The following is a 22289-nucleotide window of genomic DNA, read 5'->3' as shown; positions in this document are numbered from 1 at the left end:
GCCCGCAGGCTCGGCCGCGAGCCCTGTTGCCGTACCGGCAAACGGGCGGCCCGCGCATCCGGCAGGGATACGCGGGCGGCCCTTGCGCGCCGGTCAGTTGTAGCCGAATCCCGCGGGGAGCGGGGACTGCCGGAACAGGCGGGCGGGGACCGCGTCGGCCAGGGACCGGTAGCCCCCGGGGTTGAGGTGGAGGTGGTCGCCGACGTCCACCGAGGCGCGGAGCGCGCGGGGGTTCTGCGGATCGCGGACGGTCCGGTCGAAGTCGATCACCTGGTCGAAGCGGCCGCTGGTACGGATCCAGGTGTTGACCGCCTGCCGGGCCTCCTCGCGGTATCCGTCCACGTCGTCGTACGGGGTGTTGCCACCGAATGGGGTCAGCGTGGCCCCGTACACCCGGATCCCCAGGGCGTGGGCCCGGGTGATGATCTGGTCGTACGCCGCGATGACGTCGTCCGCGGTCTGCTTCTGGGCGGCGGGTGTGGCGGCCGCCGTCCCGATGTCGTTGACGCCCTCGAAGACGATCAGCCGGTCGACGCCGCTCTGGGACAGCACGTCCCGGTCCAGCCGGGCCAGCCCGTTCGGTCCCAGACCGTCGTTGAGCAGGCGGTTCCCGCCGGCCGCCTGATTGACCACCGAGGTACGCACCGCGCCGTTGCCGGCCGCCAGTCGCTGCTGGAGCACGTCGGGCCAGCGGTCGTTCCCGTTCGTGGTGGACCCCCGGCCGTCGGTCAGCGAGTCGCCGAGCACGGCCGTCGCCGCTGTGGTGCTGCCGGACCAGGCCTCGACGCCGCTGAGGAAGTACCAGTGGTCGGTGGTGGTCGCGCCGGGGAGATCCGGATCCTGGACGTGGTCCCCGGACCGGAGGTACGAGGTCGTACGGGATCCGGGGTGCGAGGTGATGGCGGTGGACGCCTGCCCGTCGGCCAGGTAGACCGTCGCCGTCAGGTTGGAGCCGGGTGCGATACGGAAGTCCAGCGGATCGGAGACGGCCTGCGCGCCGGCCGGGACGGCCACCGAGGTGCTGCCGCCGAAGGTGACCGTGCGCGTGGTCCCTTCCCGGACGGCGCCCGTGCCGGCGCGGTCGTCGAGCGGCAGTGCCACGGAGACCTTGGTGAGGGGAAGTACCGCCCCGCCGAACGCGTTGGAGAACCGCAGCCGGATGTGGTCGCCGCCCGCCGAGACGTGGACGGTCTGCCGCAGCGTCGTGTCCGTCAGCACGGAGTCGTCCTGGGTGAACGGTGCCGGCGGCATGTTGGACGGCTCCGTCAGCTGCGGCATCGACGTCCAGGCGGCGACCCAGTGAGCGTTCCGCTCCTTGGGCCCGGGTGCGTGGTCCGCCCCCGGAGCGTCGGCGGCTCCGAGTGCCGGTGAGACGGCGGCGAGGAGCGCCCCGGCGGTGATCAGACTGATGAGCGAGGATCTTCGGTTCATGAAGGTGTTCCCTCTGTGCGGTGGGGAAACGGGACGAAACACAAAGCGTCCGCGTACGGACGGCATCCCGTCCGTACGCCCGCCGGATCACGCGGCAGGCTAGCCCTTCCGATAATTGCGGTCAATCATTCGAAATATTTCGAATGACTGGATCGGGGTCCTGGCCTCGCATCGGCCCATGGGTGAGCGGTGGCGTCACACGACTCCCGTCGCGATCCGGGTACTTGGGCACTTGGCAACCCTGGATACCTGTCGAGCACTTCGAATCACGCGGCCATACAACGGACATGACGCCAGGTCACTCAATCTGACCGTGCAGGAACTGGCCACGCGCATGGCCCACCGCAACACCGGCCTGGCCTCCGGCGCCCCCGTCTGCGACCGGATGATGACGCGTATCGCCAAGGACGAGAACCTTCACATGCTCTTCTACCGGAACCTTCTGGAGTCCGCGCTGGAGGTGGAGCCCGACCGGACCATGGTGGCGTTCAAGGACGTCATCACGCGGTTCCGGATGCCCGGACACTCCATTCCGGGATTCCGGAAGGCTGCCCGGCAACTGGCTGTCGAGGGAATTTACAACGTACGGATCCACCGCGACGATGTTCTGCTGCCGGTCCTGCGGAAGTTGAACGTGCTCGGATTCGTCGGCCTCGGTCCGGAAGGCGCCGAAGCACAGGACGAACTGGGCCGTCTTCTGTCCGAAATGACGGGCAAGGCAGCGCGGTTCGACGAGGTCAGTGCAACGATGCGGGCGAAGAGAAGGTCTCTCGCGGATTCGAAGGAGCAGTAACAGTGACAGGGTCACGCGTGGTCAGCATGGGCCACTACCAACCCCCGAACGTCGTGACGAACGACGATCTGGCACGGCGGATCGAGACCAGCGACGAATGGATCCGCAGCCGCGTGGGCATCGAGACGCGGCATGTGGCCGGACCCGACGAGACCGTTGACTTCATGGCCGCACAGGCGGGCAAGCACGCGCTGAGCCGCGGTGGAATCTCCCCCGACAGCATCGACCTGGTCCTCGTCGCGACCTGCACGGCGATCGACCGCTCTCCCAACACCGCGGCCCGCGTCGCCGCCCAACTGGGCATCCTCGGCGCGGCCACGCTGGACATCAACGTCGCCTGTTCGGGCTTCTCCCATGCGCTGGCCACCGCCGACCACACCATCCGGGCCGGCTCCGCGACCCGGGCCCTGGTCATCGGCTCCGAGAAGCTGAGCGACTTCACCGACTGGGACGACCGCACCACCTGTGTGCTCGTCGGCGACGGCGCGGGCGCGGCCGTGGTCGAGGCGGCCCCGGACGCGGAGATCAGCCCCGTCGTGTGGGGGGCCGTACCCGAGCTGAGCAACGTGGTGCGCATCGAGGGGGCGAACGGCACCTTCCAGCAGGAGGGACAGTCGGTCTACCGCTGGGCGACCACCCAGCTTCCGGCCATCGCCCGCAGCGTCTGCGACAAGGCCGGGGTGGCGCCGGAGGAACTCGGCGCGGTGGTGCTTCACCAGGCGAACCTCCGGATCATCGAGTCGTTCGTGAAGCGGCTCGGGGCCGGCAACGCGTACATCGCCCGCGATGTCGTCGTGTCCGGCAACACCTCGGCGGCCAGCATCCCGCTGGCGCTGTCCAAGGCACTGGAGCGGGGCGACATCCCCTCCGGTGCGCCGGCCCTGCTGTTCGGGTTCGGCGGTGGTCTGGCCTACGCGGGCCAGGTCATCCGCTGCCCCTGAGGGACGAGGCCGTCGTGACGCGAGACCCGGTCGCCACCGCACGCAGGTCATGGTGGGCGGTGCTTCGCCGGCCGGAGTCCGCCCCTGCGGCGCCGCGCCGACGGCTGGTGGTGCTGCCGCACTCGCGGGGGCCGGCCCAGGCACAGCCCCTAGGCCTCCAGTACCTCCCGGAACCCGTTGAGCCAGGTCAGCGTGGACCGAACGGGCACCCTCGGACGGTGCGCCGAGCACGGTGACGCGGGGCTCGACACTGCCGTCGACGCGCACCGGGTGGAAGTCCGGGGTCAGGTCGAGACCGCCGGGAACGAAGTCCTCACCGTCGGCCGAAGCATTGCGTCACAGGCGCACCGTGCCGCTCGCGAGGAGGTTGCGGTACAGCGGGAGGGCGTCCGCACGCGGATCGAAGGCGTGCGTGCGGGCATCGACCAGCACGTCGACCGGCCGCACGAATCCGGTGTGCGGGCCGTCCACGACGACCCGCCCGGTCGGCTCGTCGGGCCGCACCCGCGCCTCGGGCCCGGGAGCCTAATCAGGCACCCTAAAGCCGGACTTGAACGCCCGGTCCTGCCTAAGGCCTTTCGTTTGGATCAGGCCGGACCCCGCGAGCCCGGCCTGATCCAAACGAGAGGCCCTAGCACTCGATGATGTTCACCGCGAGCCCGCCCCGGGCCGTCTCCTTGTACTTGACGCTCATGTCGGCGCCCGTCTCCTTCATGGTCTTGATGACCTTGTCGAGGGAGACCTTGTGGATGCCGTCGCCGCGCAGCGCCATCTTCGCCGCGGTGACGGCCTTCACCGCCGCCATGCCGTTGCGCTCGATGCACGGGATCTGGACGAGCCCGCCGACCGGGTCGCAGGTCAGGCCGAGGTTGTGCTCCATGCCGATCTCGGCGGCGTTCTCGACCTGCTCGGGGGTGCCGCCGAGGACCTCGGCGAGGGCGCCCGCGGCCATGGAGCAGGCGGAGCCGACCTCGCCCTGGCAGCCGACCTCGGCGCCGGAGATGGAGGCGTTCTCCTTGAACAGCATGCCGATGGCGCCGGCGGACAGGAGGAAGCGGACGACGCTGTCGTCCTTCTCCGCCTCGGTCGCGCCGCCGGCCGCGAAGTTCATGTAGTAGTGCAGCACCGCCGGGATGATGCCGGCCGCGCCGTTCGTCGGGGCGGTGACGACGCGGCCGCCCGCGGCGTTCTCCTCGTTGACCGCCATCGCGTAGAGGGTGATCCACTCCATCGCGTGGGTCTGCGGGTCGCCCTCGGCGCGCAGCTGGCGGGCGGTGTTCGCGGCGCGGCGGCGGACCTTGAGGCCGCCGGGCAGGATGCCCTCGCGGGACATGCCGCGGGAGACGCACGCCTGCATGGCGCGCCAGATGCCCAGCAGACCGGAGCGGATCTCGTCCTCCGTGCGCCAGGCGCGCTCGTTCTCCAGCATCAGCGAGGAGATCGACAGGCCGGTGTCACGGGCGAGGCGCAGCAGCTCGTCGCCGGTGCGGAAGGGGTGCTTGAGGACCGTGTCGTCGAGGACGATCCGGTCCTCGCCGACGGCGTCCTCGTCGACGACGAAGCCGCCGCCGACCGAGTAGTACGTCTTCTCCAGGAGCAGGGCGCCCTCGTGGTCGTACGCGAAGACCGTCATGCCGTTGGCGTGGTACGGCAGCGCCTTGCGGCGGTGCAGGATCAGCTGCTCGTCGGCGTCGAAGGCGATCTCGTGCATGCCGAGGAGGTTGAGCCGGCCGGTGGAGCGGATCGCGTCGACCCGGTCGTCCGCCGTCTCGACGTCGACGGTACGGGGGGACTCGCCCTCCAGGCCGAGCAGGACGGCCTTGGGGGTGCCGTGGCCGTGGCCGGTGGCACCGAGGGAGCCGAAGAGTTCGGCGCGTATCGAGACGGTGTGGGCGAGCAGGCCCTCGTTCTTCAGCCGGCGCGCGAACATACGGGCCGCGCGCATGGGGCCGACCGTATGGGAGCTGGACGGGCCGATGCCGATCGAGAACAGGTCGAAGACCGAGATGGCCACGGGTGACTCCTAAGCAGTGGTAGACGTCGTTGTCTGCCGGGTGGTGCGGTACGGGCGGGGTGGGCCCGAAGAGCGGGGGCAAGGGATGGGGCACCGCGCTCACTGTTCAGTGTGCGCGGTGCCCCTCCCCGATACGCAAACGTGCCGGTCGGACTACTTGAGACCGGGGTACAGCGGGAACTTCTCGGCGAGCGCGACGACGCGGGCCTTCAGGTCGTCCGCGTCGTACGACGGCTTCAGCGCGGAGGCGATGATCTCGGCGACCTCGGTGAAGTCCTCCGTCTGGAAACCGCGGGTGGCGAGCGCCGGCGTGCCGATCCGCAGACCCGAGGTGACCATCGGGGGCCGGGGGTCGTTGGGGATGGCGTTCCGGTTGACCGTGATGCCCAGCTCGTGGAGCCGGTCCTCGGCCTGCTGGCCGTCCAGCTCGGAGTTGCGCAGGTCCACGAGGACCAGGTGCACGTCCGTGCCGCCGGACAGGACGGAGACGCCGACCTCGGTGACGTCCGGCTGCACCAGACGCTCGGCGAGGATGCGGGCGCCGTCGAGGGTGCGCTGCTGGCGCTCCTTGAACTCCTCGGTCGCCGCGACCTTGAACGAGACCGCCTTGGCCGCGATCACGTGCTCCAGCGGGCCGCCCTGCTGACCCGGGAAGACCGCCGAGTTGATCTTCTTGGCGAGCTCCTGGGTGGAGAGGATCACGCCGCCGCGCGGACCGCCGAGGGTCTTGTGCGTGGTGGTCGTGACGACGTGGGCGTGCGGCACCGGGTTGGGGTGCAGGCCCGCGGCGACGAGACCGGCGAAGTGCGCCATGTCGACCATCAGGTACGCGCCGACCTCGTCCGCGATGCGGCGGAAGGCGGCGAAGTCCAGCTGGCGGGGGTAGGCGGACCAGCCGGCCACGATCAGCTTCGGCTTGGACTCCTTGGCCAGGCGCTCGACCTCGGCCATGTCCACGGTGCCGGTCTCGTCGACGTGGTACGGGACCACGTTGTAGAGCTTGCCGGAGAAGTTGATCTTCATGCCGTGGGTCAGGTGACCGCCGTGGGCCAGGTTCAGGCCCATGATCGTGTCGCCCGGCTTCAGCAGCGCGAACATCGCGGCGGCGTTGGCCTGCGCACCGGAGTGCGGCTGCACGTTGGCCGCCTCGGCGCCGAAGAGCGCCTTGATGCGGTCGATCGCGATCTGCTCGACCACGTCGACGTGCTCACAGCCGCCGTAGTAGCGGCGGCCGGGGTAGCCCTCGGCGTACTTGTTGGTCAGGACGGAGCCCTGGGCCTCCATGACCGCGACCGGAGCGAAGTTCTCCGAGGCGATCATCTCGAGGGTGGACTGCTGACGGTGGAGCTCGGCGTCGACAGCGGCGGCGACGTCCGGGTCCAGCTCGTGGAGGGAGGAGTTGAGAAGCGACATCAGGTGGTCCCTTGGGGTCTCAGTTGCCGGAGAACTCGGTGTACTCGTCGGCGGAGAGCAGGTCCTCCGGCTCCTCCGCGACGCGTACCTTGAACAGCCAGCCGCCCTCGAACGGAGCGGAGTTCACCAGCGACGGGTCCTCCACGACGTCCTGGTTCGATGCGGTGACCTCGCCGGTCACCGGCGAGTACAGGTCGCTGACCGACTTGGTCGACTCCAGCTCGCCGCAGGTCTCGCCCGCGGTCACCGTGTCACCGACCTCGGGGAGCTGGGCGTAGACGACGTCACCGAGCGCGTTGGCCGCGTGCTCCGTGATGCCGATCGTGGCCACACCGTCCTCGACGGCCGACAGCCACTCGTGCTCCTTGCTGTACCGCAGCTGCTGGGGGTTGCTCATGACCTGAATTCTCCTGTACGCGGGGGAGTGCTGATGAACGATGGTCTTACGGTGTGAGACAGGACTGCGTCACTTACGCAGCGCCCGTTCCGCCCTACGTCTACTTCTGGCGCTTGTAGAACGGCAGCGCCACGACCTCGTACGGCTCGTGGCTGCCCCGGATGTCCACCCCCACGCCCGCGGTGCCGGGCGTGGCGTGTGCGGCGTCGACGTATGCCATGGCGATCGGCTTGCCGAGCGTGGGCGAGGGCGCGCCCGAGGTGACCTCGCCGATGACCTGGCCGTCGGCGACGACGGCGAAACCGGCGCGCGGCACCCGGCGGCCCTCGGCCACCAGGCCGACGAGCTTGCGGGGCGGGGCGGTCTCGGCGCGCTCGGCGGCGGCCTCCAGGGCCTTGCGGCCGACGAAGTCGCCCTCCTTCTCGAACTTCACGACCCGGCCCAGACCGGCGTCGAACGGCGTCAGCGCCGTGGTCAGCTCGTGCCCGTACAGCGGCATGCCCGCCTCCAGGCGCAGCGTGTCGCGGCAGGAGAGCCCGCACGGGATCAGGCCGCGGGAGGCGCCCGCCTCGGTGAGGGCCCGCCACAACTGCTCGGCGTGCTCGGGGGCGGTGAACAGCTCGAAGCCGTCCTCGCCGGTGTAGCCGGTACGGGCGATCAGCGCGGGGACCCCGGCGACCGTGCCCGGCAGCCCGGCGTAGTACTTCAGACCGTCCAGGTCGGCGTCGGTGACGGCCGCGAGGATGGCGGGGGACGCCGGGCCCTGGACGGCGAGCAGCGCGTACGCGTCGCGGTCGTCGCGCACCTCGGCGTCGAAGCCGTCGGCGCGCGCGGTCAGGGCGTCCAGGACGATCTGGGCGTTGCCCGCGTTGGCGACGACCATGTACTCGGTCTCGCCCAGCCGGTAGACGATCAGGTCGTCCAGGATGCCGCCGTCCTCGGCGCAGATCATCGTGTAGCGGGCGCGGCCCACCGAGACGGTGCCGATGTTGCCGACGAGCGCGAAGTTCAGCAGGGCCACGGCCTCGGGGCCGGTGACGGTGATCTCGCCCATGTGCGAGAGGTCGAAGAGGCCGGCCTTCGTGCGGACGGCGTTGTGCTCGTCGCGCTCACTGGCGTACCGCAGGGGCATGTCCCAGCCCGCGAAGTCGGTCATGGTCGCACCCAGCGAACGGTGCAGGGCATCGAGGGCAGTGAGGCGGGCGGTGCTCATGGATAAGGCTCCCAGGGCATGACGACGAGGACGATCCCTCCCCATCTGTCATCGGAACCTGAGAGGTTCGCCGAGAGGCCCCGGAGGGGTTCGGCTTGCACCTTGGGTGGAGCCGCAGGGCGACTCGCTTTTCAGATCTGCCTCATCCACGCGGTACGGGGCCTGAGAGATTCAAGGGAGGATCTTGCTCCTTCGGCGCCCGGCACGCTGTGGCCGGGACTCTCCCGCGCGGATTCGAACGGCCTATATGCAGTTGACCGGGTCATCATCGCACGCATTGCGGGAGAGTGGGGGGCCGGTACCGATACCGGTCTCCGGCGGGATCCGGCGGGTCGGACGGTTGTGCCGCATTACCTTTTCTTTACACTTCTTGGGCAGGTGTGGGTCAGCCGACAGGGGGAGGGCGATGACGTTGCAGCGGTACGCGACGACCGCGGGGGTCGCGCACGGCGCACTGCCCGCGCAGCCGGGGGCGCCGACCAGGGAGAGGGTGGGACCGCACGCACCTGTCGTGCGGGATCTGCGGGAGCGGGACGGGCGCAGCCCGCGCAGCCTGCACTTCTCGGCGGGCGACGTGGTGGTGGTCTCCGGACTGCCCGGCAGCGGCAAGTCGACCCTCATGGCGCGGACCGTCGCCGCGCACGCCATCGACTCCCAGGACACCAGGGACCGCTGGGCGGCCCGGATGCCCCGCTTACTCCCGTACGCCCTCTACCGCCCGCTCGTCCGCGTCGCCCACTACTGGGGGCTGTGGCGGGTGCTGCGCTCCGGCGTCTCGGTCGTCGTCCACGACTGCGGCACCCAGGCCTGGGTGCGCGGCTGGCTGGCCCGTGACGCCCGGCGGCGCGGCCGCATCCTGCACCTCGTCCTGCTCGACGTCACCCCGCGGACGGCCCGGGAGGGGCAGCGCGAGCGCGGCCGCGGAGTCTCCGGATATGCGTTCGCCCGCCATCGCAGGGCCGTGCGGCGGCTGCTGCGGGACACCGAGTCGGGCCTGCTGCCGCTCGGATGCGCCTCGGCGGTGCTGCTGGACCGGGAGGCTGCGGGGCTGCTGACGCGGATCACATTCGCAGACGCACAGGGTGAGGGCTGAGACAAAGCCGTCCGAAGGCTGGACAGCGCGTGTGCGCGTGGGCGGGGACCCGGGTGGGCGGCGTTAATCTCTTGCTGCACGACATGGGGTGAGAGAGGGAGACAGTGGACATTCCGGCACCGGCCCGGACCCATCCGCAGGGCGGATGGCCGGCCAACGAGCTCGAAGAAGTGCTGAGCGCCTCGCTCGGCAGCCCGGAGGCGGGCGGCCGGCTGGTGGAGGTGCTCGGCCGCAGCCATCTCTGGGTGCCCCTGCCCAACGGCGGCTCGCCGGATGCCACCGACCTCGATCTGCCGACGCTGGACATCGAGGGCGCGCCGTACGTCCCCGTGTTCAGCTCCGAACAGCAGTTCCTCACCTGCGTCGGCGCCCACATGTCGTTCACCGTGGCCCCCGCCCGCGAGTTCGCCCGGGGCCTGCCCCCGCAGCTCGGCATGGCGGTGAACCCGGGCGGCGCGGTCGGCGTGCCGCTGCCGCCGCCCGCCGTCGCCGAGCTCTGCCGGACCGGCCGCACCCCGCTCGACGGACCGTCCAGCGGCGGCCGGGTCCGGCTGTACGAGCCGGACTGGCAGCAGGAGCCCGTCGACTTCCTGTCCGCCGCGGCCGGGGAGTTCGAGGCGAGCGGCGTCGTGCTCAGCGCCCGTCGCGCCCTGGCCAGCATCGAGGGCGGCGACCCCGTCCTCTTCGTCGGCATCGAGTTCTCCACCTGGGACGGCGCCGGCCGCAACGCCCCCATGGACGCCCTCGGCCGGGCGCTGGGGCGCGTCGAGGTGCCCTGGCCGGTCAATCTGGTGCTGCTCGACGTGGCCCAGGACCCCGTCGCCGACTGGATGCGGGCACGGGTGCGGCCCTTCTATCAGCGCCCCGCCGAGTAGCCGGACGGCAAGGGGACCGGCGCCGCGGGCCGACGGCTGTGGCCCGCGGAGTCAAGTCGGTGTCAGGGCCGCCGCATAAGCTGGTTTGATGGCTGGTGCCTCGGCACCGCGCCGTCCCCGAGAGCCCGGGAAGCGGCAGGCCGAGACGTTGGATCGAAGAGGGGCGGGACCCAGGGTGAGTGCGTCAGGCAGCGCGGAGGCCGGGCAGGTCGAGCACATGCTGCGCCAAGTGACGCCCGGGCGCTACGACGCGTACGAGGCACTCCTCCAGGCCCTGGCGGCCGACCGGATCTGGATGCTGCTCTGGCACGGCCGGGCCGGCTCACCCGACGCCCAGTACGGCAACATGGAGATCGAGGGCCTCGGCTACGCCCCCTGCGTCACCTCCGCCCAGGAGCTTTCCGCCAGCGGCTGGAACCGGGACCACGAGGTCATCAGCGGCCGCGACATCGCCCGCGCCCTGTTCCCCGACCGCTGGGGCATCTGGCTGAACCCGCACGCGCCCGGTGGCGGCGTGGGCATCCCCTGGCTGGACCTCCGCCGGATCGCCACCGGCCTCGACCGGATGCCCGCCGGACCGCTGCGGATCAGCGAACCCGCCATCGAGATCCCGCAGTTCTACGCCCAGCTCACGCAGAACGCCCACCGCACCCCCGCGATCCGCTCGCTGCGCCGCGCCTGGGTGCAGCCCGCGCTCGGCGTCCCGTACCTCGCCATCGGACTCGATCTGTACGACACGAGCGCGCCGTCCGTCGACGCCGTGCGGGCGATGATGCAGCAGTCCATCGGCACCGTCCCGGAGGGACTCCCGGTCTCCACGGTCGCGATGGCCGACGAGTACGACCCGGTCGCGATGTGGCTGCGGGCCAACGCCCGTCCGTTCTACGACCGCGAGCCGCACGCCCCGGCCGGCCGTGGCGCCGTCGTCGCTCCCGGTTACGGCTACCCGCAGTCCCCGGGCCCCGCCCCGCGCGCCTACTAGGCCCGCGCGAGCCCCCTCCCAGGACCGGACAAACGGCTATCCGGCGGACAAGACATCTGCCGTGGTCACCCAAATAGCCACCCAATAGAGTCCGTTGGGCGTCATGTCCGTTCTGGTGGATTAGCGGCCGAGTGGTCCGCTCACTCGATCAAACTGTCCGGATAACGGAAGCTCACTGACCGCATCACGTTTGAGCAAACATTCCCCGTCAGGTCTGGCGGGTGATCGCAACGGCATTGAAGACTCCCGGCTAGTGGGGATCGTCCGCCCTTTGTACGAGGTTGCACCGGCGGTCACTCCACAGACGCATTCATCGCACCGAACACATCAGCCGCAGTAAGCGCCGCGGCTGACACGCGCCAGGCCGTCACCGCGGCGAGTAGGGGCCGGCCACCGCCGGCGGGAGGGGTCAGAGGCACTGTGACCGCACCGATCGAGACCACCGGTTCGGCTGCCCAGGCGCAGCCGGAGGCAGTACTCACGGGAGTCAAACAGAGCCAGATCGAAGGCCGTTCGCTCGGACGGATCGCCTGGACGCGCTTCAAGCGCGACAAGGTGGCAGTGGCCGGCGGCATCGTTGTCATCCTGCTGATCCTGCTCGCCGTGCTTTCCAAGCCGATCCAGGCCGTCTTCGGCCTGGACCCCAACGAGTTCCACCAGGACCTCATCGACCCCGCTCTGCTCGCCCCCAAGGGCGACTGGGGCGGCATCAGCTGGAGCCACCCGCTCGGCGTCGAACCGCAGTACGGCCGCGACATCATGACCCGGATCATCGAGGGCTCATGGGTGTCCCTGGTCGTCGCGGTCGGAGCCACCCTGCTCTCCGTGGTGATCGGCGTCTTCTTCGGTGTGGTCTCCGGCTTCTACGGCGGCTGGGTGGACACCGTCATCAGCCGCATGATGGACACCTTCCTGGCGTTCCCGCTGCTGCTCTTCGCGATCTCCATCTCGGCGGCGCTCCAGGACGGCGCGTTCGGCCTGGAAGGGCTGCCGCTGCGGATCGGCGTACTGATCTTCGTGATCGGCTTCTTCAGCTGGCCGTACATGGGCCGCATCGTCCGCGCCCAGACCATGAGCCTGCGCAATCGCGAATTCGTCGAAGCGGCACGGTCGTTGGGTGCCCGCGGCCCCTTCATTCTCTTCCGGGAGCTGCTGCCGAACCTGGTGGCGCCCATTCTGGTCTACTCCACGCTGCTCATCCCCTCGAACATCCTCTTCGAGGCGGGTCTCAGCTATCTGGGTGTCGGTATCGCGCCGCCGCAGTCCTCCTGGGGCGGGATGCTCACCAACGCGATCGACTTCTACCGGAACGACCCGATGTACATGATCGTGCCGGGCGTGGCCATCTTCGTCACGGTCCTGGCTTTCAACCTGCTGGGAGACGGGCTGCGTGATGCGCTCGACCCCCGTAGTAAGTAGTAGTGCCCGGGCGCTCGTCACAACGACGTGCGACATGCCACGGCAACCATCGATCGAGGGGGATTTCCTCAGGTGAAGACCAGAAAAACGACCGCGTTGGTCGCCACGGCTGTGGTCCTGATGCTCGGAGCGTCCGCGTGCAACGGCTCCGACGACGACAGCAGCGGCAGCACAGGCGGCAAGGGCGGCTCCGGCGCCACTGACGCCGCGCTGACCTCGATCGTCAACCCGTCGGACAAGCAGGGCGGGACCCTCAAGCTGGAGATGTCGGACGAGCCCGACTCCCTCGACCCCGGCAACACGTACTACGGCTGGGTGCAGAACTTCTCCCGCCTGTACGGCCGCACCCTGACGTCCTTCAAGCCGGCTGCCGGCAAGGAGGGTCTGGAGATCGTCCCGGACCTCGCCGAGAGCCTCGGCAAGGCGAGCCCGGACGCGAAGACCTGGACGTACACGCTGAAGAAGGGTCTCAAGTTCGAGGACGGGACCCCGATCACCTCGAAGGACATCAAGTACGCCGTCGAGCGCTCCAACTTCGCGCCCGAGGCCCTGTCCAACGGCCCGACGTACTTCAAGGCACACCTCGTCGGCGGCGACAAGTACCAGGGTCCGTACAAGGACAAGAACCCGGACGGCATCGCCTCCATCGAGACGCCGGACGACTCCACGATCGTCTTCAAGCTGAAGGACGCCTTCGCGGACTTCGACTACCTGGCGACGTTCTCGCAGACGGCCCCCGTGCCGGCGGCGAAGGACAAGGGTGCCGACTACGTCAAGGGCATCGTCTCCTCGGGCCCGTACAAGTTCGAGTCCTACGACGCGGGCCGCGGCGCGACCCTCGTCCGCAACAAGAACTGGGACGCGAAGAGCGACCCGCTGCGCCCGGCCCTGCCGGACAAGGTGACGGTGCGCTTCAAGGTCAAGCAGGAGACGGTCGACAACAACCTGATCTCCGACAACATCACCGTTGACGGTGCCGGCACCGGTGTCGCCCCGGCGACCCAGCCGGACGTGCTGACCAAGCCCAACCTGAAGAAGCAGACCGACAACTCGTACGCGGGCGCCACCTCGTACATCGGTCTGAACGTCAACGTGAAGCCGTTCGACAACATCCACTGCCGCAAGGCCGTGCAGTGGGGCATCGACAAGGCGTCGGTCCAGGCCGCCCAGGGTGGCGACCCCAAGGGTGACGTCGCGACGACCCTGCTGCCGCCGACGGTCAACGGCTACGAGAAGTTCGACCAGTACGAGTCCGCCGGCCACAAGGGCGACGAGGCCAAGGCCAAGGACGAGCTGAAGCAGTGTGGCAAGCCGAACGGCTTCGACACCAAGATCTCGGCCCGCTCCGACCGCCCCGCCGAGATGTCCATGGTCACCGCGGTGCAGGCCTCGCTCAAGAAGATCGGCATCAACGCCGAGATCAAGAGCTTCCCGGCCGGCAAGTACTTCCAGAACTTCGCGGGCAACCCGAGCTACGTGCACGCCAACAAGCTCGGCATGATCATGAGCGCCTGGGGTGCCGACTGGCCGACCGGCTTCGGCTTCCTGGACCAGATCATCAACGGCTCGGCCATCAAGCCGTCCGGTGGTAACAACGTCCAGGAACTGAACGACCCGAAGATCAACAAGCTGCTCAACGACGGTATCGCCACCACCGACGACGCCGCCCGTGCGAAGGCCTGGGCCAACGTCGACCGTGCTGTCGCCGAAGGCGCCACCGCCGTGCCGCTGATCTACCGCAAGAACCTGCTGCTCCGCCCGGTGTCCGCGACGAACGTCACGATCACCCAGGCCTACCTCGGCATGTACGACTACGTGCTGATGGGTTCCGCCAAGTAGGAACGGTCCCGCTCCCCGGGCCGCGCACGCGGCCCGGGGAGCGGCCTCCGAACCCCTCAGAATTGTCCCGAAAGGCAGGTGAAGGCACGGTGTCGAGACGCACGGGTAACCCCCGGCGAGCAGATACCGGCGCCGGATAGCTGTGGCTGCGTACATCATCCGACGCGTCTTCGGCGCGGTACTGCTGCTGTTGATCGTCAGCGCAGTCACCTTCGCGATCTTCTTCCTCGTCCCCCGACTTGCCGGGCAGACGATGGACCAATTGGCAGCCCAGTACGTGGGCAAGGACGCCAATCCGCAGTCCATCCTCGCCGTCAAGCAGAACCTCGGCCTCGACCAGCCGCTGTACATCCAGTACTGGCACTTCATCAAGCAGATCTTCGTGGGCGCCGACTTCAAGTTCGGCCCCGAGGTCACGCACTGTGGTGTGCCGTGCTTCGGCTACTCCTTCAAGAACCACGTCGAGGTCTGGCCCGAGCTGACCGCGCGCATCCCGATCACGTTCTCGCTGGCCATCGGCGCTGCGGCGATCTGGCTGGTCAGCGGTGTGGCGATCGGTGTCGTCTCCGCGCTCAAGCGGGGCTCGATCCTGGACCGCGTCTTCATGGGCGTCGCGCTCGCGGGTGTCTCCCTGCCGATCTTCTTCACCGGCATGCTCGCGCTGGGCGTGCTGACGGTGCAGTGGCCCGTCTGGGAAGCCGTCAACTACGTGCCCTTCATGGACAGTCCACTGGACTGGGCGTGGAACCTGCTGATCCCGTGGTGTTCCCTGGCCTTCCTCTACTCCGCGCTCTACGCCCGCATCACCAGAGCCGGGATGCTGGAGACGATGGGCGAGGACTACATCCGTACGGCCCGCGCCAAGGGCCTCAAGGAGAGCCGGGTCATCGGCAAGCACGGTCTGCGGGCCGCGCTCACCCCGATCGTCACCATCTTCGGCATGGACTTCGGTCTGCTGGTCGGAGGCGCCGTCATCACCGAGACCGTGTTCTCCTTCCCCGGACTCGGCCAGTACGCCATCAAGAGCGTGCAGGAGAACGACCTTCCGATCGTCATGGGCGTGACCCTCGTCGCCGCCTTCTTCATCGTCATCTGCAATCTGCTGGTGGATCTGGTGTACGCCGCCATCGACCCCAGGGTGAGGCTCTCGTGACTGAGGTTTCCAAGACCGAGGCGCCGGGCGAGCCGGTGGCCGGCCGGCGTTCCGACGAGGCCTTCCTCTCCGTACGGGATCTGCGCATCCACTTCCAGACCGACGACGGTCTGGTGAAGTCGGTCGACGGCGTCAGCTTCGACGTGAAGCCCGGACAGACCCTCGGCATCGTCGGCGAGTCCGGCTCCGGCAAGTCCGTCACCTCGCTCGGCGTGCTCGGCCTGCACCGCACGGCCCCCAACGCCCGCATCTCCGGCGAGGTCTGGCTGGACGGCGAGGAGCTGATCGGCGCGTCCGACACCCGGGTGCGCGAACTGCGCGGCCGCAAGATGGCGATGATCTTCCAGGATCCGCTCTCCGCGATGCACCCGTACTTCTCGGTCGGCTCGCAGATCGTGGAGGCCTACCGGGTCCACAACAAGGTCAGCAAGAAGACCGCCCGCACCCGTGCCATCGAGATGCTCGACCGGGTCGGCATCCCCGAGCCGCACAAGCGGGTCGACTCCCATCCGCACGAGTTCTCCGGCGGTATGCGCCAGCGCGCCATGATCGCGATGGCCCTGGTCAACAACCCGGAACTGCTCATCGCCGACGAGCCGACCACCGCCCTGGACGTCACCGTCCAGGCGCAGATCCTGGACCTGATCCGGGACCTGCAGAAGGAGTTCGGCTCCGCCGTCATCATGATCACCCACGACCTCGGGGTCGTGGCGGAGATGGCCGACGAGCTCCTGGTGATGTACGGCGGCCGGTGCATCGAGCGCGGCCCGGCGGAGAAGGTCTTCTACGAGGCCCAGCACCCGTACACCTGGGGCCTGCTCACCTCGATGCCGCGCATCGACCGTGAGCAGACCGAGCGGCTGATCCCCGTCAAGGGCCAGCCGCCGTCGCTGATCAACGTCCCCTCCGGCTGCGCCTTCAACCCGCGCTGCCCGTACGCGGACATCCCCAAGGACAACCTCACCCGCACGACACGCCCCGAGCTGGAGCTGGTCGGCGACGGCCACTTCTCCGCCTGCCACATGGCACCGGAGGAGCGGACCCGGATCTGGACCGAAGAGATTGCGCCGAAGCTGTGAGCGAGGCGAGTGAGGTGAGCGACGTGAGCGAGAAGAAGGATCCGCCGGTGCTGGAGAAGGACGCGAAGATTCCGGAGCAGGCCACCGCCTCGCGCGAGCCGCTGCTCAGGGTCGAGGGCCTGGTCAAGCACTTCCCGATCCGCAAAGGCCTGCTGGGACGGCAGACCGCCGCGGTCAAGGCCGTCGACGGCATCGACTTCGAGGTGTACCCGGGGGAGACCCTGGGCGTCGTCGGCGAGTCCGGCTGCGGCAAGTCGACGATGGGCCGGCTCATCACCCGGCTGATCGAACCGACGGGCGGCAAGGTCGAGTTCGAGGGCCGGGACATCACGCACCTGTCCATGGGCAAACTGCGGCCGATGCGCCGTGACGTCCAGATGATCTTCCAGGACCCGTACTCCTCGCTGAACCCGCGGCACACGATCGGCACGATCGTCAGCGCGCCGTTCAGGCTCCAGGGCGTCGAGCCCGAGGGCGGTCTGAAGAACCACGTCCAGGAGCTGCTGTCGCTGGTCGGGCTCAGCCCCGAGCACTACAACCGCTACCCGCACGAGTTCTCCGGCGGTCAGCGCCAGCGCATCGGCATCGCCCGCGCGCTCGCCCTGCGCCCGAAGCTGGTCGTCGCCGACGAGCCCGTCTCCGCGCTGGACGTGTCGATCCAGGCGCAGGTGGTCAACCTGCTGGACGACCTCCAGGACGAGCTCGGGCTCACGTACGTGATCATCGCGCACGACCTCTCGGTCATCCGCCATGTCTCGGACCGCATCGCGGTCATGTACCTGGGCAAGATCGTCGAGCTGGCGGACCGCAAGTCGCTGTACTCGGCGCCCATGCACCCGTACACCAAGGCCCTGATGTCCGCGGTGCCGGTGCCGGACCCGCGGCGGCGCGGGCTGAAGAGCGAGCGCATCCTGCTCAAGGGCGATGTGCCCTCGCCGATCTCGCCGCCCAGCGGCTGCCGGTTCCACACCCGGTGCTGGAAGGCGACGGAGATCTGCAAGACGCAGGAGCCGCCGCTCATCGCGCTGAAGACCGGCCACCAGGTCGCCTGTCACCACCCGGAGAACGCTCCGGACCAGGTGCCGGGGGAGCAGGTGCCGGCCGCGGCCCGGGAAGCGGTCGAGCTGGTCCCGGTCGCGAAGGCGGAGCCGGAGCCCGATCCCGAGCCGGCAGTGGTCGCGGAGGCGGAAGCGGCTGCGGAGCCCGACGCCGCGACACCCGCGGCGGCCTCCGAGGCCTCGGAGGACGGCTCCAAGGAGTAGTACCGGCACAATTGCCCGGTGCTCAACGAACTGTTCACGCCCTCCGTCCAGCATGCGCTCGACATCGTCGGGATCTTCGTCTTCGCGATCTCCGGCGCTCTGCTCGCCGTACGCAAGAACTTCGATGTCTTCGGCATCGCGGTGCTCGCCGAGGTGACCGCGCTGGGCGGGGGGCTGTTCCGTGACGTGATCATCGGCGCGGTGCCGCCCGCCGCCTTCACGGACCTCGGGTACTTCACCACCCCGCTGCTCGCCGCCGGCCTGGTCTTCTTCCTGCACCCGCAGGTCGAACGGATCCAGCTCGGCGTCAACGTCTTCGACGCGGCCGGCCTCGGCCTCTTCTGCGTCACGGGGACGGTGAAGGCGTACGACTACGGCCTCGGGCTCACCGCGTCGGCGGCGCTCGGCCTGGCCACCGCGGTCGGCGGCGGTGTGCTGCGCGACGTGCTGGCCAACGAGGTGCCGTCGTTGCTGCGCTGGGACCGCGACCTGTACGCGGTGCCCGCCATCGTCGGGGCGACCATGATCGTGCTCTGCATCCGCTTCGACGCGCTCAACGCCTTCAGCAGCGGTTGCGCGGTGCTGACGGCGTTCGTGCTGCGGCTGCTGGCGCTGCGCTACCACTGGCGGGCCCCGCGCGCCTACAACCGGCGCTCGGCGACGCCGGACGAGGGGTAGTGCTTCGCGCCATGTCGTCCCACCGATTCCCGTCATCCCGCCGACACGAAAAAGCTACCGCTCAGTAACGCAATCGGTGTACCGTGCATGCCATGGCACAGGCAGCAGAGCAGGCGGCACCGACCGCGCAGGCGACCATCGGGGACAGCGAGTTCGACCGGGACACCGCCGTCACCCTCCGCGAGGAAGGCGTCTACGACGCCGAGCTCTCCGCGGGCTGGACGATCATCCACGCGGTCAACGGCGGCTATCTGCTGGCCATGCTCGGCCGCGCACTCGGCGAGGCGCTGCCCCACCCGGACCCCTTCTCGGTCTCGGCGCACTACCTCACCGCGTCCGTTCCCGGCCCCGCGGTGATCCGCACCCAGACCGTCCGCACCGGGCGCACCCTCTCCACCGGCCAGGCCTCCCTCTTCCAGTACGCCGAGGACGGCACCGAGGTCGAGCGCATCCGGGTCATCGCCACCTACGGCGACCTCGACGCCCTGACCGACGACATCCGCACGTCCGCCAAGCCGCCGGCCATCCCGCCCCGTGAGCACTGCCTCGGCCCGAGCGACGGCCCGGCCGCGATCCCCGGCAGCTCCGCGATCACCGAGCGGCTGGACATCAAGCTCGACCCGGCGACGATCGGCTGGGCCATCGGGCAGCCGTCGGGCAAGGGCGAGATGCGCGGCTGGTTCGGGCTCGCGGACGGCCGTGACGCCGACCCGCTCTCGCTGCTCCTCACCGTGGACGCGCTGCCGCCGACCTCCTTCGAGCTCGGGCTCAAGGGGTGGACCCCGACCATCGAGCTCACGACCCACATCCGCTGCCGCCCCGCGCCGGGCCCGCTCCGCGTCTCCATCACCACCCGCAACCTGGCGGGCGGCTTCCTGGAGGAGGACGCGGACGTCTGGGACAGCGCGGACCGGCTGGTCGCCCAGTCCCGCCAGCTCGCCCGCGCGCCGCGCAGCAGCTGACGGCCCCACCGGCGTCGTAGGAGGCCCGCGCGGGTCCGCTCAGCCTGCGGCGGGTCCGTGCGGGTCTGTATGGGTCCGCTCGGCCTGCGCAGGCCCGCTCAGGCCTCGTTGCCCGGCGCCGCTCCGTCCAGCCAGTGCAGGCGGCCGAGGGTGACCAGCCGCAGGCGGCGCCGGGCGACGCGGGCCACCTGTGCGTCGCCGTCCGGGCCGGCGTCCAGCATGGCCGACGCGGTGATCACCATGTGGTCGACGTAGAGACCGCCCAGCATCAGCAGATCCTCCTCGTTCCAGCCCCGTGACTCGGGCTCGTCCGCGAGCGCCGCCGCCACTTCCTCGGCGAACCGCCGCAGTTGGGCGGCGATGGCCTCGCGGACCGGGCCGACCCCGCCGTGCTGCTCGCGGGCGATGAAGCGGAAGTGGGCGGGCTGCTCCCGGACATGACGCGTTATCAGCTCGACGCTGCGGTCCAGCCGGACCTCGCTGTCGCCGGTCTCGGCGAGGATCGCGCCGATCATTCCGTGCAGGCTGTCCAGCGTCTGCTCGACCAGGGCCACCCCGAGCGCGGCGATGTCGTCGAAGTGCCGGTAGAAGGCCGTGGGTGTGACACCCGCGGCACGCGTCACCTCGCGCAGGCCCAGGCTGCTCAGGCTCTGGTGCTCCAGCAGCCCGAGGGCGGCGTCGAGCAGGGCCTGGCGCGTCTTCAGCTTCTGGGTCTGGCGGACGCCTGCGGTGTGACTCATGCCATTCAGTAAACAACTGTTCTCTGGAGCGGGGAAGCGGAGGGCGGGTCTAGACTGACAAGTCAGTGAACAGTCGTACTCTCAATCGTGGGAAGGCCGACCATGATCGTCCTCGTCGCCGCCCTGCTCCTGCTGGGGATCGTGCTGGGAGCAGTGGTCCAGATTCCGCTTCCGTTGTCCCTGACGCTCGGCGCCCTGATCGGCTGCTGGCTGCTGGTCTTCGCCGTACGTGAGCGGACGGGCGCGCGTCGCCGCTCCCGGTGACCGCCGACAGCTTCTCCGCCCGTCCAGACCCGAAGGAGTCCGCACGATGACACTCACCGCATTCCCCCGCCGCTCCGAGGCCGCCGCCCGGCCTTCCGTCGGCGACACCTCCGCCTCGGGCGCCCCGTCGTCGCCGGTGGTTCCGCCGTCGCCGGCCGCGTCGGTCGAGCGGCCCACCCGGGATGCGGACGGCCTCGCCGTCGCGTCCTTCGTGCTCGGTCTCGTCGGCCTTCTGGTGATGAACCTGCTGCTCGGCCCGGCGGCCATCGTCACGGCGATCGTCGCGCTGGCCCGCTCCACCACCCGCCGCGGCCGCGCCCTCCTCGGGCTCGCGCTCGGCGTCGCCGACCTGGCGATCCTTGCCTTCCTCGTCACCGGAAACGGTGTCGTCGCCTGGGACTTCGGCGGCTGACGGGGTACGCCTCCCGGCCCTCTCCCCACCGGATCGGGCTCCGGATCGGGGTGGCCCGGACGGCGCCTTTCGCGGTGCGCGGGCGCGTGGACCCCATGCGCCCGCCGTACGCCGCGCCGCGGGCTCGTAGAATCGAGCCCACCATGGCTTACCTCGACCACGCCGCGACCACGCCGATGCTGCCGGAGGCGATCGCGGCGATGACCGCGCAGCTCGCCGTCACCGGCAACGCGTCCTCACTTCACGCCGCCGGGCGCCGGGCCCGCCGTACCGTCGAGGAGTCCAGAGAGACCCTCGCCGACGCCCTCGGCGCCCGCCCCAGCGAGGTGGTCTTCACCTCCGGCGGCACCGAGTCGGACAACCTCGCGGTGAAGGGGCTGTACTGGGCCCGCCGCGACGCCGACCCCCGCCGCACCCGGATCCTGGCCAGCCCCGTCGAGCACCACGCGGTGCTGGACGCCGTCGACTGGCTCGCCGAGCACGAGGGCGCGACCGTCGAATACCTCCCCGTCGACCGCTACGGCCGCGTCCACCCCGATGTGCTGCGCGAGGCGCTGGTCCGTAACCCCGACGATGTCGCGTTGATCACCGTGATGTGGGCGAACAACGAGATCGGCACCGTCCTTCCCGTACGTGAACTGGCCACGGTGGCCCATGAGTTCGACGTACCCATGCATGCCGACGCGGTGCAGGCCTTCGGGCAGCTCGAAGTCGACTTCGCCCGCTCCGGACTCGCCGCGATGACCGTGAGCGCGCACAAGATCGGCGGCCCGTTCGGCGTCGGCGCGCTGCTGCTCGGCCGCGAGTACACCCCCGTACCCGTGCTGCACGGCGGCGGGCAGGAGCGCCATGTGCGCTCCGGCACGCTGGACGTGCCCGGCATCGCCGCGTTCGCCGTCGCGGGGCGGCTCGCCGCCGACGGGCGCGAGGATTTCGCCCGGGAGATCGGCGGGCTCCGCGACGAGCTGGTGGCGGCGGTCCTGGCGCAGGTCCCCGACGCCGTCCTCGGTGGCGACCCGGCCCCCGGGGGCCGGCTGCCGGCCAACGCGCACTTCACCTTCCCCGGCTGCGAGGGCGACTCGCTCCTGCTGCTGCTGGATGCCCAGGGCATCGAATGCTCCACCGGCTCCGCCTGCACGGCCGGGATCGCCCAGCCCAGCCATGTGCTGCTGGCCACCGGCACCGATCCGGACCTGGCCCGCGGCACCCTGCGCTTCTCGCTGGGCCACACCTCGACCCAACAGGACGTCGAGGACGTGGCGCGGGCGATCGGCCCGGCGGTGGAGCGGGCGAGGACGGCGGGGCTCAGCTGACGCCGGCCCCTTCCGC

Annotated in this window: 21 protein-coding genes, 1 pseudogene and 1 riboswitch; of the genes and pseudogenes, 15 read left to right on the top strand and 7 right to left on the bottom strand. The window is 69.9% G+C overall.

From position 1 onward, the window contains the following. Positions 1-93: 93 nt before the first annotated feature. A complete protein-coding gene (locus OG912_RS07835) occupies positions 94-1431 on the bottom strand; it encodes an SGNH/GDSL hydrolase family protein (protein WP_327708745.1) in 1338 nt (445 codons plus the stop codon). A gap of 316 nt (positions 1432-1747) precedes the next feature. Between OG912_RS07835 and OG912_RS07830 the strand changes: the two are divergent. Both OG912_RS07830 and OG912_RS07825 read left to right on the top strand, forming a co-directional pair. Beyond that, positions 1748-2224: pseudogene (locus OG912_RS07830) on the top strand (acyl-ACP desaturase); the annotation flags it as partial. Positions 2225-2226: 2 nt separating this feature from the next. Further along, a complete protein-coding gene (locus OG912_RS07825) occupies positions 2227-3165 on the top strand; it encodes a beta-ketoacyl-ACP synthase III (protein WP_327708743.1) in 939 nt (312 codons plus the stop codon). A 336-nt stretch (positions 3166-3501) separates the two neighbouring features. Here OG912_RS07825 and OG912_RS07820 read toward each other — a convergent pair whose 3' ends face one another. From OG912_RS07820 to gcvT, 5 genes are all read right to left on the bottom strand, one after another. Beyond that, a complete protein-coding gene (locus OG912_RS07820) occupies positions 3502-3669 on the bottom strand; it encodes a hypothetical protein (protein WP_327708742.1) in 168 nt (55 codons plus the stop codon). Positions 3670-3796: 127 nt separating this feature from the next. After that, positions 3797-5179: an L-serine ammonia-lyase gene (locus tag OG912_RS07815; RefSeq protein WP_327708741.1), complete on the bottom strand. Its 1383-nt coding sequence runs from the start codon at positions 5177-5179 to the stop codon at positions 3797-3799. Between the two features lie 153 nt (positions 5180-5332). Next, the gene (gene glyA / locus OG912_RS07810) at positions 5333-6592 is read right to left on the bottom strand and encodes a serine hydroxymethyltransferase (RefSeq protein ID WP_327708740.1); all 1260 of its coding nucleotides are present in this window, start codon (positions 6590-6592) and stop codon (positions 5333-5335) included. A gap of 19 nt (positions 6593-6611) precedes the next feature. Further along, positions 6612-6989 (bottom strand): glycine cleavage system protein GcvH, encoded by a 378-nt coding sequence (gcvH, locus tag OG912_RS07805; RefSeq protein WP_327708739.1) that lies wholly within the window; start codon positions 6987-6989, stop codon positions 6612-6614. A 100-nt stretch (positions 6990-7089) separates the two neighbouring features. Then, positions 7090-8202 carry a glycine cleavage system aminomethyltransferase GcvT gene (gene gcvT / locus OG912_RS07800; protein ID WP_327708738.1) on the bottom strand — a complete coding sequence of 371 codons (1113 nt, stop codon included), beginning with the start codon at positions 8200-8202 and terminating at the stop codon, positions 7090-7092. A 141-nt stretch (positions 8203-8343) separates the two neighbouring features. Continuing rightward, positions 8344-8439, bottom strand: a riboswitch (glycine riboswitch). A 169-nt stretch (positions 8440-8608) separates the two neighbouring features. On the opposite strand from gcvT, the gene OG912_RS07795 reads away from it, so the two are divergent. The 10 genes from OG912_RS07795 to OG912_RS07750 all read left to right on the top strand — a co-directional run bounded on the left by OG912_RS07795 (position 8609) and on the right by OG912_RS07750 (position 19544). Then, positions 8609-9295 (top strand): AAA family ATPase, encoded by a 687-nt coding sequence (locus OG912_RS07795; protein WP_327708737.1) that lies wholly within the window; start codon positions 8609-8611, stop codon positions 9293-9295. A 104-nt stretch (positions 9296-9399) separates the two neighbouring features. Beyond that, positions 9400-10170: an enhanced serine sensitivity protein SseB gene (locus OG912_RS07790; RefSeq protein WP_327708736.1), complete on the top strand. Its 771-nt coding sequence runs from the start codon at positions 9400-9402 to the stop codon at positions 10168-10170. Between the two features lie 175 nt (positions 10171-10345). Next, positions 10346-11152, top strand: a complete 807-nt coding sequence (locus OG912_RS07785; protein WP_327708735.1) for an enhanced serine sensitivity protein SseB C-terminal domain-containing protein — start codon at positions 10346-10348, stop codon at positions 11150-11152. 420 nt (positions 11153-11572) lie between these two features. Then, positions 11573-12571, top strand: coding sequence for an ABC transporter permease (locus tag OG912_RS07780; protein WP_326738890.1), 999 nt, complete (start codon positions 11573-11575; stop codon positions 12569-12571). 72 nt (positions 12572-12643) lie between these two features. Then, complete coding sequence (locus OG912_RS07775) at positions 12644-14410, top strand: ABC transporter substrate-binding protein (protein WP_443060958.1); 1767 nt, start codon at positions 12644-12646, stop codon at positions 14408-14410. 142 nt (positions 14411-14552) lie between these two features. Further along, positions 14553-15563 carry an ABC transporter permease gene (locus tag OG912_RS07770; RefSeq protein WP_326738891.1) on the top strand — a complete coding sequence of 337 codons (1011 nt, stop codon included), beginning with the start codon at positions 14553-14555 and terminating at the stop codon, positions 15561-15563. After that, positions 15560-16642: an ABC transporter ATP-binding protein gene (locus tag OG912_RS07765; RefSeq protein ID WP_327708734.1), complete on the top strand. Its 1083-nt coding sequence runs from the start codon at positions 15560-15562 to the stop codon at positions 16640-16642. The genes OG912_RS07770 and OG912_RS07765 overlap by 4 nt, the downstream gene beginning before the upstream one ends. 47 nt (positions 16643-16689) lie before the next feature. Next, a complete protein-coding gene (locus tag OG912_RS07760) occupies positions 16690-17904 on the top strand; it encodes an ABC transporter ATP-binding protein (protein ID WP_327713366.1) in 1215 nt (404 codons plus the stop codon). A gap of 18 nt (positions 17905-17922) precedes the next feature. Continuing rightward, positions 17923-18582, top strand: a complete 660-nt coding sequence (locus OG912_RS07755) for a trimeric intracellular cation channel family protein (protein WP_326738893.1) — start codon at positions 17923-17925, stop codon at positions 18580-18582. 92 nt (positions 18583-18674) lie between these two features. Beyond that, a complete protein-coding gene (locus tag OG912_RS07750) occupies positions 18675-19544 on the top strand; it encodes a thioesterase family protein (protein WP_327708733.1) in 870 nt (289 codons plus the stop codon). Between the two features lie 98 nt (positions 19545-19642). Here OG912_RS07750 and OG912_RS07745 read toward each other — a convergent pair whose 3' ends face one another. Then, positions 19643-20284 (bottom strand): TetR family transcriptional regulator, encoded by a 642-nt coding sequence (locus OG912_RS07745; RefSeq protein ID WP_327708732.1) that lies wholly within the window; start codon positions 20282-20284, stop codon positions 19643-19645. Between the two features lie 87 nt (positions 20285-20371). On the opposite strand from OG912_RS07745, the gene OG912_RS07740 reads away from it, so the two are divergent. From OG912_RS07740 to OG912_RS07730, 3 genes are all read left to right on the top strand, one after another. Further along, entirely contained in the window at positions 20372-20548 is a 177-nt protein-coding gene (locus tag OG912_RS07740) for a hypothetical protein (protein ID WP_327713653.1), read from the top strand. Positions 20549-20594: 46 nt separating this feature from the next. Beyond that, complete coding sequence (locus OG912_RS07735) at positions 20595-20960, top strand: DUF4190 domain-containing protein (RefSeq protein WP_327708731.1); 366 nt, start codon at positions 20595-20597, stop codon at positions 20958-20960. A 143-nt stretch (positions 20961-21103) separates the two neighbouring features. Next, entirely contained in the window at positions 21104-22273 is a 1170-nt protein-coding gene (locus tag OG912_RS07730) for a cysteine desulfurase family protein (RefSeq protein ID WP_327708730.1), read from the top strand. Positions 22274-22289: the final 16 nt, after the last annotated feature.

The sequence above is a fragment of the Streptomyces sp. NBC_00464 genome (assembly GCF_036013915.1).
Taxonomy (GTDB): domain Bacteria; phylum Actinomycetota; class Actinomycetes; order Streptomycetales; family Streptomycetaceae; genus Streptomyces.
The sequence above is the reverse complement of the archived record's forward strand: the minus strand, read 5'-3'. Positions and strand labels throughout refer to the sequence as shown.